General features: G+C 39.5%; 17 protein-coding genes. 11 read left to right on the forward strand and 6 right to left on the reverse strand.

Annotated elements, in window-relative coordinates; translation table 11 throughout:
- The first annotated feature begins 46 nt into the window (after positions 1-46).
- The 4 genes from NST99_RS10175 (at position 47) to NST99_RS33685 (ending at position 3,036) form a co-directional block, all read left to right on the forward strand.
- Positions 47-1,837: an RHS repeat-associated core domain-containing protein gene (locus tag NST99_RS10175; protein ID WP_341091423.1), complete on the forward strand. Its 1,791-nt coding sequence runs from the start codon at positions 47-49 to the stop codon at positions 1,835-1,837.
- A 5-nt stretch (positions 1,838-1,842) separates the two neighbouring features.
- On the forward strand, positions 1,843-2,421 hold the full coding sequence (locus NST99_RS10180) for a hypothetical protein (RefSeq protein ID WP_341091424.1): 579 nt from the start codon (positions 1,843-1,845) through the stop codon (positions 2,419-2,421).
- Positions 2,422-2,654: 233 nt separating this feature from the next.
- On the forward strand, positions 2,655-2,870 hold the full coding sequence (locus NST99_RS10185; protein ID WP_341097609.1) for a transposase: 216 nt from the start codon (positions 2,655-2,657) through the stop codon (positions 2,868-2,870).
- Positions 2,871-2,895: 25 nt separating this feature from the next.
- Positions 2,896-3,036, forward strand: coding sequence for a hypothetical protein (locus NST99_RS33685; protein WP_445745023.1), 141 nt, complete (start codon positions 2,896-2,898; stop codon positions 3,034-3,036).
- A gap of 32 nt (positions 3,037-3,068) precedes the next feature.
- On the opposite strand, the gene NST99_RS10190 is transcribed toward NST99_RS33685, so the two are convergent.
- The 3 genes from NST99_RS10190 to NST99_RS10200 are packed head-to-tail and all read right to left on the reverse strand — an operon-like array spanning position 3,069 to position 4,198.
- On the reverse strand, positions 3,069-3,851 hold the full coding sequence (locus NST99_RS10190; protein WP_341097610.1) for an IS630 family transposase: 783 nt from the start codon (positions 3,849-3,851) through the stop codon (positions 3,069-3,071).
- A complete protein-coding gene (locus NST99_RS10195; protein WP_341091425.1) occupies positions 3,767-3,973 on the reverse strand; it encodes a helix-turn-helix domain-containing protein in 207 nt (68 codons plus the stop codon). Before NST99_RS10195 ends, NST99_RS10190 begins: the two co-directional genes overlap by 85 nt.
- A 9-nt stretch (positions 3,974-3,982) precedes the next feature.
- A complete protein-coding gene (locus NST99_RS10200; RefSeq protein ID WP_341091426.1) occupies positions 3,983-4,198 on the reverse strand; it encodes a hypothetical protein in 216 nt (71 codons plus the stop codon).
- Positions 4,199-4,357: 159 nt separating this feature from the next.
- Here NST99_RS10200 and NST99_RS10205 point away from each other — a divergent pair, with 159 nt between their 5' ends.
- From NST99_RS10205 to NST99_RS10235, 7 genes are all read left to right on the forward strand, one after another.
- Positions 4,358-4,441, forward strand: a complete 84-nt coding sequence (locus NST99_RS10205; protein WP_445745024.1) for a toxin C-terminal domain-containing protein — start codon at positions 4,358-4,360, stop codon at positions 4,439-4,441.
- Positions 4,431-4,967 (forward strand): hypothetical protein, encoded by a 537-nt coding sequence (locus tag NST99_RS10210; protein WP_341091427.1) that lies wholly within the window; start codon positions 4,431-4,433, stop codon positions 4,965-4,967. The genes NST99_RS10205 and NST99_RS10210 overlap by 11 nt, the downstream gene beginning before the upstream one ends.
- 404 nt (positions 4,968-5,371) lie before the next feature.
- Positions 5,372-5,758, forward strand: a complete 387-nt coding sequence (locus NST99_RS10215; protein WP_341091429.1) for a DUF5071 domain-containing protein — start codon at positions 5,372-5,374, stop codon at positions 5,756-5,758.
- 174 nt (positions 5,759-5,932) lie between these two features.
- Complete coding sequence (locus NST99_RS10220; RefSeq protein ID WP_341091430.1) at positions 5,933-6,727, forward strand: tetratricopeptide repeat protein; 795 nt, start codon at positions 5,933-5,935, stop codon at positions 6,725-6,727.
- Positions 6,728-7,119: 392 nt separating this feature from the next.
- Positions 7,120-7,506 (forward strand): DUF5071 domain-containing protein, encoded by a 387-nt coding sequence (locus tag NST99_RS10225; RefSeq protein WP_341091431.1) that lies wholly within the window; start codon positions 7,120-7,122, stop codon positions 7,504-7,506.
- Between the two features lie 218 nt (positions 7,507-7,724).
- Positions 7,725-8,207 (forward strand): hypothetical protein, encoded by a 483-nt coding sequence (locus NST99_RS10230; RefSeq protein WP_341091432.1) that lies wholly within the window; start codon positions 7,725-7,727, stop codon positions 8,205-8,207.
- A 1,073-nt stretch (positions 8,208-9,280) separates the two neighbouring features.
- Positions 9,281-10,981, forward strand: coding sequence for a DUF4127 family protein (locus NST99_RS10235; protein ID WP_341091433.1), 1,701 nt, complete (start codon positions 9,281-9,283; stop codon positions 10,979-10,981).
- On the opposite strand, the gene NST99_RS10240 is transcribed toward NST99_RS10235, so the two are convergent.
- From NST99_RS10240 to NST99_RS10245, 3 genes are read right to left on the reverse strand one after another with little or no spacing between them, the layout of a single operon-like run.
- Positions 10,962-11,744 carry a hypothetical protein gene (locus NST99_RS10240; RefSeq protein WP_341091436.1) on the reverse strand — a complete coding sequence of 261 codons (783 nt, stop codon included), beginning with the start codon at positions 11,742-11,744 and terminating at the stop codon, positions 10,962-10,964. The two genes, NST99_RS10235 and NST99_RS10240, sit on opposite strands and share 20 nt — an antisense overlap.
- A 55-nt stretch (positions 11,745-11,799) precedes the next feature.
- Positions 11,800-12,216, reverse strand: a complete 417-nt coding sequence (locus NST99_RS33690; RefSeq protein ID WP_445744960.1) for a discoidin domain-containing protein — start codon at positions 12,214-12,216, stop codon at positions 11,800-11,802.
- The gene (locus NST99_RS10245) at positions 12,195-13,253 is read right to left on the reverse strand and encodes a discoidin domain-containing protein (protein ID WP_341091437.1); all 1,059 of its coding nucleotides are present in this window, start codon (positions 13,251-13,253) and stop codon (positions 12,195-12,197) included. Before NST99_RS10245 ends, NST99_RS33690 begins: the two co-directional genes overlap by 22 nt.
- Positions 13,254-13,326: the final 73 nt, after the last annotated feature.

A 13,326-nucleotide genomic window follows, 5' to 3' on the forward strand; every position in this document is an offset into this window, starting at 1 on the left:
TGTGAATGGAGCCTTAAGGGCAACGCAGAAGTGTTACCTGGATAGCATGAACCAAGTACGTAACGACTACTCCGTTGGATATTCTACTACGGGTGCGGGTGGCCATTCGTCGTACATCTTAAACGAGTTGGATGTACTGGGCCGAATGACACAAATAAACGATTCCAATCTTGGGTTTTATGTAAACTACCAATTTGACAGTCAGCGGCTGATCAACGTTCAAACCAATGGTAGCGCGTCCCTAAGCAAAGCCGCATCCGACAATGTACAGTATAGCTACTATGCAAATGGCCGAGTCAAGACAATTACTTATCCGCCGTTGACGGATGGAAGTATCTTGAAAACAGAGTACACGTACAACAAAGCACTCGGTTGGGTAGAGAGCATGAAGAATACAAAGGGTAGCTCCGTGCTTTCGGGATACACCTACAGCTATGATCATAATGGGAATATTACAGCGGTAACTGAAGTCCTCAATAATGGAGCAGCAAAAACGACAAGTTATGGATACGATGCTTTAAATCGTCTTCTGTCCATCAAACGGCCGAATGGTCAAAGTACGCAGTACACGTATGATGTGCGTGGCAATCGTCTAACCTCAAGCGAGAGCGTCAGCACCAGTCTGGATCTGAGCGATACAAGCTACACCTATGATTTGCAAAATACCTTGACCGGATTAACCAAAAATGGGAATACGACCATCTTCACCTACTATGCGGACGGCCTTCGGTATTTGAAGAGCACTGGAACGACCCATACTCAGGTCAATTATGATTTTAGTGGGCAAGTTATCACAGAGGAGAAATTAAACGGCAGCACTGTAATACAAAAATCCTCCTTTGTCCGTGGAGACCGGGTATTGGTGAAAAAGGACAAGACGGCAGCAAAGGATTACTACTATTTGTACAATGGTCATGGCGATGTGGTGCAAATCGTCAATACCAGCGGAACATCGGTTAACACCTACAGCTATGACGAATGGGGGAATATCACCAGCCTGACGGAAGGGATACCAAACTCCTTTAAATATGCAGGTGAGATTTACGACGAAGAAACGGGCCTTTACTATCTGCGTGCACGGTATTATGATCCGAGTATCGGGCGGTTTTTAAATGAGGATACGGTTGAAGGGCAGATTGATAATCCGCTGAGCCAGAATCTTTATACGTATGTGAGTAATAATCCGTTGATTTATACTGATCCGACGGGACATAGACAAGAAATCGGAGGCTCAGCATTCGAAAGTAAAACAATAGGTTCTAATGGCGTTCTTTATAACAACAATGGTAGTGTGGCATGGGACTTTTATCTTGCATGGCGAAATAGTGACAGACTAGCATTTGATAAGCTTGCGAACTCAGGAAAAGGTATCACTAAAGATCAGATGATGGTCATGCGGCTTACGCTATCATTTGTAACATACGCAGATGATGGCACATTAGTATTATTAATGGAAAGTGACGGACAGTATGGGCTAGCTAAAGGAATAATGGAGAAGTATGGTGTTAAAGCGGGAGAAAAGATAGTTCTTAAGACCACAGCTAAAATTGCCAATTTTAATTCTGTTAATTTTGACAATAAACAGTTGGGGAAAAAATATGGAGAGCATAAGCTTGATTATCCGGGAATGACTCATCAACAATACAAAGACTATGCTAATAACATATTCAAGAATCCAGATAGAGTTGTTTTTGACGCAAATTATAATGAGTTTTATTATATTAGAGGAAACGATTTGTTGAGAGTTAAAGAAAATGGCGATTTTATCAGTCTTTATCCTGGTGCAGATTCCACAAGAGTTAATAGGGCAATTAATGAGGCGAATGGAGGAAGGTGATATAAATGAGCGCTAAATTCAATATAATCATATTTACAAAAAACATAATTGATTTGAATTGGCTACTTGGAGTCGTGCAAGCCAGGAGCCTTAACGCTTCTTTTAATGAAATTGAGTCTGTGGAGAATTGGGAATACGACGATTTACAGATTCATGCGTGTGAAAGTGATATTAATGAAATTTTAGGGCTCCTTGAAGAAGGAAGAATTATTTCTGTTAGCGGGGTGGTTAACTCCAGTAAATTTGTAGTGATATTAAATAAGGTAGAAAACATCTATGAGACAAGCATTTCCCTTGACACAAAAAATATTGATTACTTAGACAGTAATATGCTTGATGAACTTAACCAGCCTATTTATGATGAAGTCTCAAATATGTTATTGTCTCCTGAGATGGTTAATGATTTACTTGTTTCTGCAATAGGCGTAGAGGTGATTGTGGACTACTACGAAGATTTTGAAAAGTTAAATCTTAATAGTTATAATGTGGTGAGATGGGTTTTAGGAACTTGTATGACAAGTCGTAATCATAGTCTTAAGGACTATAAACAGGTATCGACCAATGTTTGGGATAAAGTTACTTGAGTTTTAAAAATTGATTGTGTTTTCTTATGATGAAGCTATGGGATAGCACTTGTTGTTTTGAGTAGGATTGGTGATCACTTTTTTTCGTTTAAAACCTTTTGTTTATCGTATATTACTTATAAGTTATTTTTCGACCACATGGTATATGAACTCCCATGTGGTTTCTTTTTGTCTTTTCAAGCTCCCCCCCCAGTGCCGAATGATCTGAATCGGTTGGAGGCTTAAACACCAAAATTCATGCGGTGGTTGACGCTTTGGGTAATCCGCTTCGCTTTGTGTTGACCGGAGGACAGTGTCATGATTCGGTCACCGGTTACGAGATACTAAAGCAGATGGATTTAACAAGAAAACAAGTGTTGGCCGACCGTGCTTATGATACGGATCGAATTCTTCAGCTGCTGAAAGAACAATTCCGCCGTATCGGTCATTCCCAGCAAAAAAAATCGTAGAACGCAACGAAAAATAGATAAAGAAATTTACAAGGAACGTCATCTTATTGAGTGTTTTTTTTATAAAGTGAAACATTATCATCGATTGGCGGCTCGCTATGATAAGTTGGCTTGTTCCTTCATGGCTTTTTTATCTCTAGCCGCCATTATGATATGGCTTGCCTAGGTTTGCATACACGCCCTTGTACCTTGACCAAATCAAATTTCAGGATATAAATGCTTTAACTTGCCTCGTGCCTGCTCAGTGGTAAATTGCCAATCGACGGATTTCTGGATTCGGTTGCGTTCGGTTTCCCAAGCGGACACCTCGACTTGCAATTCTTCAATGGAGGCAATTCGGCGGTTCAGGCATTGAATCGTCAGAACACTGAGTTCAATTTCTGCGATATTCAACCAGCTGCCATGCTTAGGGGTGTAATGGATCTCGAGCCGTTTTGCCAAGGCTAATGCGTGTTCAGGTGCAAAGGTTTCATACAAGGACGAGATCGTATGAGTATTCAAGTTGTCCATCACTAGCCGAACCCGTTTCGCCTCTGGATAGTGGACCTCCAGTAACTCCTGGATCTGCAGAGCCCAATCGGATTTAGTCCGTCTTTCCGAAGCCTGCACGTGACGCCACCCGGCGAGCGGCTCCGTGAACAGAAACAGGCTGCAGCTTCCTTTGCGAACATATTCGTAATCTTCTCGTAGAACCTGTCCAGGCTTCATGGTTTGTGGAGGCCGTGAATGATTGAGCAGTTGGATCGGCTGTTCATCCATACAAATGAGGGGGATATCAGGGTCATACGCAAGGGCGTAGGTCTGTAGGACGTCTTCCATCCGAGCGATGAACTCACTGCTCGATTTGGCGGGAATGCACCATTGTTTTTTCAGGTGAGGTTTAAGTTTTGTTTTTTTTAAGTCGTCCGAATGGTTTCTCGTCCGACAGATTCCAAAATATTCAGTTCGATGACTCGACGCGTCAACAAACGAATGGTCCAGCGAGCGTACCCCTTTGGAGGCTCGGAACAAGCTAGCGCAATAATTCGGGCTTCCACCTCACCTGTGATCGGTGAAGGACGTGCCGGCTCATCGCGTCGACGGTAACGGAGCGTCTGATCCAACCCGCGGGTTCAATAGTCTTTTACCGTGTAATAGACTGTCACATTACTGACTCCTGAACGACTGGCAATTTCAGTCTGTTTGGGGATGACACCTTGATTTTCGTCCGAAAGCAGCAGCACGAGACAGCGGCGGCGAATGCCGGGCGACGTCGAATCGGCATGGAGAAGTTGTTCGATCCATTCGCGTTCTTTCGGTTCAAGTCGAATCTCGTATTTTTTGTTCATCTGCTAGCCCTCCCATATTTTTCTTATAGGTAGAGCATAAAACTAGAATTAAAATCGGTCAAGGTACTAGGAGCAACAAACCTTTAGCAACTCAAAAAAGGTAAGACATTGCCAATGACAAATAAACAGATATAATAGCTAAATGGTGGAACATGGAAAATGGCGAGATCAGTAAAAGAATTAAACAGTAAAGATACTCGGTCAGGAACTTTTGATGCACTTTTAACCAAGATTGGAGACTAATATGTATTATTGGAGAATTACCAAATATAGCCCGAATAACCGTATTAATGGGGACTATACAAAAGAGGAATGGACTTCTATAAGTGATGTTGGAAAATCATACTCAAATGAAGTGTTTTTAATTGAACATTATTTACAAACTGAATCGTTATATATAATGGCTTTAATTTCAATTGTGAATGAGATGAAAATAAACTCACTTCAAGTGACAAATCTTGAGAAGCATGATTTTGGATTTTTAAACGACAGATTCCATACTCTTTATTCTGATGAAATGAAAAAAATCTATAGTAATATTAACAATGGTGATTCTATTTCTGGGAATGAATTGGTGTTGTTATGTAAATTAGTGCTAAGAGAAAAGCTTTGGTGCAAACTCCAGACTAGTGGTATGTTTGTTCACTTTGGGTTTGATTATTACATGTATATTGGCAGTGCATTAAAATGTAAGAATTCTTTAAAAGCTATAGTTAATTCTGGTCTTTTTATTGAACCTTTTCAATCACCTTATCTTGAGGAAGAATAGTGGCTGGGAGGAAAGAAACAGTACTTGAACTTTCAGGGACTTCTCAATACTGCCTTGTATCCATGACAGGCATAATGTGGTGACAGCAGACAATATATCATAGTGGCTCAATGACCAATACAAATCATACACCTCGACTTAAAGATACAAAGGGATTATCCGCGTTTCTTGCGCCAGATGAATCTAAAGGTTGATTACATCAATTGAAGGGATTAACGCTACAGGAGTCTTGACTGCAAAGGTAGATAATCCTGTAACAGGTCATGTGAATATCAGAGCTGCTGATCTATACGAATATAAGTTATGGATGGAACCAAGAGTGAATGCTGATACTAATCCTTATTATTTAACTTTAGTTTTGAAAGTAATCACCTTTCAATATGATCATAGGTAGGCTGATAAAAATGGATATCAAAAGATTAATCCCGAAAGATAAAATGGATATCGATTCAGTTAATAAATTGAAAACATTGGATATTAATTTAATTAGACCTATTATACCTGATTTATTAGAGTGGACTGAAGATGCAAATTGGCCTACTACAAAAGAAATTGGGAAGTTGCTGCTACCCTTAGGGAGTGAATTAATTCCTCATCTAAGGAAAATTTTCGCTTCTGATGATGACTGTTGGAAATATTCAATGCTAGTGAAGTTGGTTAAAAATCTACCGAAATCTGTATTATCGGAAATGGAGGCTGACCTTAAAAGGTTAGCTTTAAACCCTACTGAACGTGAAAAACAAGAATTAGTCAACGAAGAGGCAGCCGAGATTTTATCGCTTTTGCAGTGAAAGGAATTGAATAGTAATTCTCTTCTTTATGGAATGAAGAGCAGGCCCCTTCTTCTTTTGATTCAAGAGCTAAATTAGGCCAACAGTATGGTCTATATTATTCCTATTCCATGATATAAGTCGATGAATAGCTCATAAATATCAATTATTGATTTATTAAAAGTGAGGTAACCTATGAGCAATTATGATAAGTTATTTGAGGATGCAGAAAATAATAATTATGAAAAAGGAGAATATCAAACTGCCCTAGAGTTTTTTGAGAAGGCTCTAGCCATTAGATATTCTAAAGACTGTATTAATTATATAGCATGTTGTTATTTGAAATTAGGCAAACTAACCAAAGCTCAAAGTATATTGCAAGGCTTAGTTCTGAATAATCCTAATTGGGAGAAACCACTGATAAATCTTGGAAGAGTGAATTTGGCGATGGGAGATCGTGATAAAGCATTAGAGTTCTTTGAGAGCGCAGCAAAAGTTGAACCTAATAGTGAGGATGATTACTATTATTTGGGAGTATACTATTTTCAACAAAATAACATTATGAAGGCAAAAGAATATTATGAAAAATCTTTGTCTATTGATAATAACCAATCAGAAACTCATTTAAATCTGGGTCTCTGTTATCTTAGGTTAGATGTAATAGATAAAGCTATAATAGAATTTAAACAAGCCTACCTATTGGACTCAGATTGTATTAATGCAATTTATAATCAAGGAATAGCTTATTATGCAATAGGAAATTATAAAGATGCATTGAATTATTATCTTGAAGCCCACAAACATCTAAAGGATGATACAGATATACTGTATGATATTGCCCATTGTTATTACAAACTTAAAGATCTTGATAACTCTATTTACTGGGGGAATGAAGTACTGAAAATCGACGCGGAGCATGGAAATGCAATCAAGTTGGTGAAAAATGTTTCAATTTTGAATAATAGAAGCCGGAGTAAGGACTCGCAATAGGATAAAATTATACCGACCACATAAGAGTGTAACAACTCCATGTGGTTTATTTTTGTATTATTTTACATAGCCTCCACCCAGTGCCGAGTAAAACTAAACTAGAAATCAACTTCTAGGTGAATGGGTTAGCATTAGACCCGGTGTGGAATGATGAATTCAATTCGGATGTATATGATAGTGTTTACACTACTATACTCAAATATATAGTGGGAAATAAGGGAAGAACATAACCGATGAGGATGTGAAATGGATATTAACAATGTTATAGAATCACTTCAACAGAATGCATTAAAAGACGATCCAGATTACATAAGTTATGGATGGAATCAAGAGAGAATGCGAGGTTAGTCCTTTTATCTAACTTTAGTTTATTTTAAGTAGGGGGAATAGTAATGGATATCAAAAGATTAATCCCAAAGGATAAATTCGATTTCAATTCAGTTAATACTTTGAAAATATTGGATATAAACATAATTAAACCTATTATTTCTGATCTACTAGAGTGGACTAAAGATTCAAATTGGCCAATTACACAGGAAATCGGAGATATACTCGTTCCCTTAGGCTCTGAATTAATACCTTATCTAAGGGGGATTTTCGATTCTAATGATGATTGTTGGAAATACTCAATACTTGTGAATTTGGTGAACAAATTACCACCAACTGTATTATCGGAAATGGAGGCTGATCTTAAAAGGTTAGCTTTTAATCCTAGTGAACGAGAAAGACAAGAATACGTTGACGAAGAGGCAGCAGAGATTTTATTGCTTTTACAGTAAGTATGGATATTGTATTCTTTGAAAAAAAAGGACCTTGAAGCCACATTGGCTCAAGCAAAGAATTCCGGGGCCCGTTCACTGGAGACTGTTATTGAATTCGAAATACCGCGAGGTGTACTGAGTATTGATAGGACCGTAGCCTCAAATTTGCAACAAATAGCAAGAGCTGCGAATGGGCCGCTTAATATCACAAATATTAGGAAAGTGAGGTTTAAATAGTGGAACAAATCGCTTCTCTTGAAATGCAAGATATATCTGTAAAATGTAAACCAACTATGTGGAATTTTGTTTCTTGGACAGATCAGCTTCAGCACTTTTCCTGTCGGTTTGATTCAGGAAAAGTCTATGGTATTGTAGGCCAACCAACCAAGGGTGGCTGGGCTTTATCCTATTTACTTTCAGGTAATTGCAAGAAGTTCCAAGGCGACATCCTAATAAATGATCGGCTGGTGGAGAGGAACCTGCTTTATACAAAAGGCTGGTACGTTGGAGAGGGTCTTAAAGGAGGCTTGTTTAAAAGACAATTGACAGTACGAGAACAACTGGAGAGGGGAATATCAGTTGATTATACTGTTGATGAATTAATTGATTCTTTTGAGCTTTCACCTTCACGACTGGATCGGGAGATAAGGTATATCAGTAACGAACGATGGAATGCTTCAGCCGCTATTGGATTGGCGCATGGAAAGCAAGTTTTTTGATTTCCGTGGTTGGACGATGAGTGGAAAAATTTAATAAGAGGAAGGTTGGCCCATTGTTCGGATGTACTAAGAAGGAGTAACAGGATATTACTTATTCCCTTATTAAACTTATCGATTGTTGAAGACTTTATTGATGAGGCTGTGTATTTATCCTAGAAATAATATTGGCGTAAGATAAGTTGCGTTCAAGAACCGAGGCTTGGGTAGGTCACAAAAATTTGGGGTTCTGAAACCAAGGTAATGTTTGGTTGTAACATTTTGCAAAGGCAAGCTGGTGATCAAGCTGGTGATAATGTAGGGATTTTTGATTACCTTGGGGAGATCAACATGACGAATATATGTCGATGTTGTGGATTTCACTTTGGCTTTGATGACGACGATATGGATGATAAAAAATTGTATACAAGATATGGAACGAGAAATGGGTTAATGGAGGATGTTTATGGTTTTCCAAGGGTAGGAAATCTCATCCCAATTGGAACCCTATAGGACAACTTTAAAACTTAAACCACTAATTTCTGATGGACAACCATGCTTAGGACTATCGGTCAAGATCCCAAAAATAAACTTTGAAAAAACACCTAGGCTGCAAAGCGGCGCCGGTACTCCACTGGCGTCAGTTTGTTTAGTTTGCTTTGCACTCGTTCCTCATTTTGACAGGGTGGAATAAATGCATAAAATCACATGAATCTTCACCTGTTAGAACATCATTTTATGCGAAGAAATAAGGTTTGGCTTGGAAGTAGGTGCTTCACTAGATACAGAAATTGATTTTTGAAAAAACCAATTGCAAAAGCTTCGAAAAAAGTACTTAAAGAAGTGCATGCTAAAAACTACAGATGATATTGAAGAGTTAAAAAGGCAGATACAATAATAGATTTTCGGTGTATGACCTTGAGGATATAATAGTCCTCAAGGTCTTTTTTTTGCCCCCCGGTGCCCTCCCAGTATCACGCTGGACGCACAACAAACAAAATATTTTTTCTGGTTGTATTACGTCCGCTTAAATTACCCTATAAGTGAAGGCACAAATAAAGGAGAACGAAATGGGTTTAGGAGGGAGCTTGATAAAAATGAAAAATGTACTGTATGTACCGTTGGATGATAGACCGGTCAATCTGGATGATGTTATTGTCCAAGGGAGATCGGCGGGGATCAATGTGATCACGCCAAGTGTAGGGGATCTTAGAAACCGGCTGGATTCACAAAAGACAGCATCGGGAACAACCTTACTGGCGACCTCTTCACCCGCCTATGGGAATACCGCAAACATCCGGCAGTTTATCCTTGATAATGCAGCCTCTGTAGATGGCTTTATCATCTCAACAGATATGCTAGCTTATGGGGGATTGATCGGAAGTCGCCGTCTTCGGACGAGTGCAGGCGGAGCTTACCCGGATTATGATGCGACTATCACGAATTTGCTCGACGTGATTCGTTTAGTTAAACAATCTTATCCTAAGAAGCCGGTCTATGTACTGGATACCATTTTGAGGCTGGCCACAACGATTTTTGCAGAAGGTTTAACCTTTGAAGCCTATACAGAATCACGCAGTTTCATGTTACAGCCACGGAAAAGCTTTTCACAGTTTGCTGATATTCTCACCGGATATAACTTGTCGCCAACCGGTTCTTATGGCAGTACGGCCCATTTTAATAAAGACCAGTATTACAATACCAGACAGCACAAGTTCAAGAGTAATCGTTACATTCTAGAGAAGCTGGTCCAAGCGGGATACATTGATTTTCTTGCGGTGGGTGTCGATGATGCCAATACGCAGGGGGTACAGATCAATGAGATTAACTTTCTGGAAGGGCGCATCAATGCTTGTCTTGGCGGAAAGAATGGTCAAAATCCAGAGCGGGCTATTATTCTTCCGGATGCAGACGGATTGGGGCAGGCGCTAGTGGCACGTATGGCGAATCAGCTCTACCGCTGCGGAATAAAGCCAAGGTATGCTGTGCAATACTTTGGACCACATGGCTCCACCATCACCAGTCCATATGAATATATGGATGTGCATCAAAATATTTTGCGTCATGTGGATATTGTTGGCGGAAAGTCTGTGAGCACTTCACCTACCGTGGAAATTATCGCGATAACTGCTGCGAATCAGGTAACGGCTGCGGTCAGCCGGATTGCTGCCAACAGTACCCAACACGTTCCAACTGTAGTCATTGATTTCGTGGGTGGTGGCGCAGCGAATGCCACTGTAACCGAAGCATTGCTGAGTAGCGAGCATACGGGGAGTATTTTAGGATACAGTGGCTGGAACACGCCAGGTAACAAGATCGGGATTGCGCTGGGTATGGGTCAGGCGCGGTATGCGTACTTGGTTACGGAAAAAGATGCTGAGGCACTCAGTTCAGCAGTCAACGCTCACGGAACGCTTTTGTTCAAGCGATTCTTGAAAGACTATTATTACAAAACGTTAGCCATTGGTGAAATCCGGGAGTACTCGAGAGCCAATTCTTTGTATACAAATATCGCTACGATTGCAGACCAGAATATGATTTTGTTCAATAGTCCAGCAGACTATTTGCATTTACAAGACGTGCTGAGGGAGCGGATGCAGACGCATACAACCTCACTTTCCGGGAAAAGTGCATTCCTTAACTGCGGTTCTGGAACGGCTTATAACGTCCGCCAGATTTGTGGAACCACTTGGTCATTTTCGGAATATGTCAGTGCAGAACTCCTTCATGATGATCCGGATTTTATTTGGGGCCGTGCTTTTGAGATTACTTTGAATCCTAACGTGTCTTTAGAATAAGTGTTAAGACAAATAAGACAGGAATAACTAAGATAACGCCAAAAAGAAATAAAATTACTGGAAGGGTATTAGAGGTAGCCTCAGGTTCAGTGAAATTAACTTGTCCTGACCCCATTTCAAGGACTCCGTTTTTAGTAGGAGAAGCAGCCCGTTTTTCCTTAATACTTTTTATTTTTTCATCAAAAACGGATTTGAATATTGTTTTCTCTGCGTGGAGGCTACCTGATGTAGGGTTGTTGCTGTTCAGATCTATTACTCGTTCCCCTGCTATCCCATGGATGTATAAAGCGTCTATACCATATCTAACGTCACTAACAAGTTTTACGTCTTCTCCTTCTTTAAGGGATGATTGTGTTGCTACAAATGATTGCTCATTATTTATATCACTAGTAATGTTGAATATCTCCCACGAACCGGAGTCATTGTTTGAATAAATTGTTCCAATATTAATGTTATTCAATTTAATTGAAAAGATATAACCTGCAAAAACTAACTCACTACTGTTTGCATCATCAGATATTTTGTAGTAAGCAGTTCCTGAACTTAATTGTGCATTTTCAAAATTTTCTTTTTCTTCGAGGCCGTGTTCTGATTTCACTGAACTCAACGAATCAAGATACTTTAAATTGAATTCATTTCGTATAGTTGTTTTAATCTGTTCATTCGGAGCCGGCTCAAAAGAATCAGCAAAGATGAAGGTACTAAAGTTAAATAACAAGAGATTAAAGATGAGGAAAGAAGAAAAAAACCATTTCTTTTTCATTAAATAAAGTCTCCTTGATAAAAACCCACCTGATTCAGGCGGGTTTTAGCTATGATTAGAGTTTTAGGCTACTGAGAGCAGCCTTTATTTCATTCAGTTGAAAATAATAACTCCCCCTATCATCAACATTAAGTTTGGTCGCATAAATCCTTATAAACTTTGCTGAAACGGGAGTAGAGAAATTGAAATTCTTCGCAGATCCGTTATTAGCATAATTGGTATATGATTGATTTGGAATATCTGTCCATAGTATAGCGTTATTGCTAGCTTGAATACTGAAATCCTTTGGGAAGCTTAAGGTTGCCCGCGGGGATAGCGTAATTCCGCTAACCGATTTTATACTTCCTAAATTCAAAATAACCCACTCTGTGTTTGACTCATTGCTATGTGCCACACTTGACCACGAAGTCGCAGTATTATTATCTGATAATCTGCTGGCAGGCCAGTCAATTAAGCTTGATGATGCAGCCACATTGGTGATGTTAGCCTTGAATTCGAATAATACGAGCCCATGTCATCCTTACTTAATTTAGTGGCGTGGACCCGGATATACTTAGCCAGTACTGAGCTCTCAAAAGTAAAGGTTTGCACACTCCCGTTATTTACATAATTGGTATAGCTTTGGTTTGGAACATCAGACCAAGTTAAAGCATCATTGCTGGCCTGGATCTTGAAATCTTTTGGAAAGCTATAGGTTCCTCGGGGAGTTAAGCTAATACTGCCTACGGTCTCCATGTTGCCTAAATCGAAGGCAATCCACTCTATAGCTGATTCAACCCCATGAGCCGGAGTAGACCAAAGGGTGGAGGTATTATTGTCAGTTAATCTGTTAACAGACCAGCCTTGCAAGCTAGATGAGGCTGCAATATTGCTAAGATCAGCACTGAACTCGGATAATTGAAAGTAATAGTTGCCCATATCATCTTTCCCCAACTTTGTTGCATACACCCGAACATATCTGGCTACCACTGAACTATCAAATTTAAACGATTGCACAGAACCGTTATTCACATAGTTGGTATAAGACTGATGTGGGACGTCAGACCATGTTACAGCGTTATCACTGGATTGGATTTTGAAATCTTTTGGAAAGCCTAATGTGGTTCTGGGAGTTAAACTGATTCCACTAATCATATGATTTTCACCTAAATCCGTAGCAACCCATTCCTGTCCAGTTTCTACAGGGTGACCATTACTTGACCAAAAGGTGCTAGAGCTGCTGTCACCTAATCTATAAGCTTCAAAACCACTATATTCAGAAGAGGTAAACATGGGAGGTTTTTTTGAACTGATTTTTTTAGTCGTATTCCCGTTGGAGTCGTATAGGTAATAAGTTGTTTCAGAGGGGGATATTTTATAATTCAATCTGCTGGTCCCATTGGAGTATTGATAATAGCTGGCGTTATTCTTCAATGACTCTACATCGCCTACTTCAGCGAACACTTGGCTCCAGTTACAAAGAAGCACAAGTATTGACGATATCAAGCATACTTTTTTTGTAAGCTTCATTCTTTTAGCACCTTTCTAAGTCACATAGTATTTTTCAACAATGGTAAATGAAATAATTTCCTGTTAAATTATA

The organism is Paenibacillus sp. FSL L8-0470, assembly GCF_038008625.1.
In the GTDB taxonomy this organism is placed as follows: Bacteria; Bacillota; Bacilli; order Paenibacillales; family Paenibacillaceae; genus Paenibacillus_AQ.

Bases quoted from the DNA above. Each gene is read 5' to 3' on its own strand.
- NST99_RS10175 (WP_341091423.1), top strand. From the start codon at position 47: ATGAACCAAGTACGTAACGACTACTCCGTTGGATATTCTACTACGGGT.
- NST99_RS10220 (WP_341091430.1), top strand. From the start codon at position 5,933: ATGAGCAATTATGATAAGTTATTTGAGGATGCAGAAAATAATAATTAT.
- NST99_RS10180 (WP_341091424.1), top strand. From the start codon at position 1,843: ATGAGCGCTAAATTCAATATAATCATATTTACAAAAAACATAATTGAT.
- NST99_RS10205 (WP_445745024.1), top strand. From the start codon at position 4,358: ATGGCGAGATCAGTAAAAGAATTAAACAGTAAAGATACTCGGTCAGGA.
- NST99_RS10225 (WP_341091431.1), top strand. From the start codon at position 7,120: ATGGATATCAAAAGATTAATCCCAAAGGATAAATTCGATTTCAATTCA.
- NST99_RS10245 (WP_341091437.1), bottom strand. From the start codon at position 13,253: ATGAAGCTTACAAAAAAAGTATGCTTGATATCGTCAATACTTGTGCTT.
- NST99_RS10240 (WP_341091436.1), bottom strand. From the start codon at position 11,744: ATGAAAAAGAAATGGTTTTTTTCTTCTTTCCTCATCTTTAATCTCTTG.
- NST99_RS10200 (WP_341091426.1), bottom strand. From the start codon at position 4,198: ATGAACAAAAAATACGAGATTCGACTTGAACCGAAAGAACGCGAATGG.
- NST99_RS10215 (WP_341091429.1), top strand. From the start codon at position 5,372: ATGGATATCAAAAGATTAATCCCGAAAGATAAAATGGATATCGATTCA.
- NST99_RS10235 (WP_341091433.1), top strand. From the start codon at position 9,281: ATGAAAAATGTACTGTATGTACCGTTGGATGATAGACCGGTCAATCTG.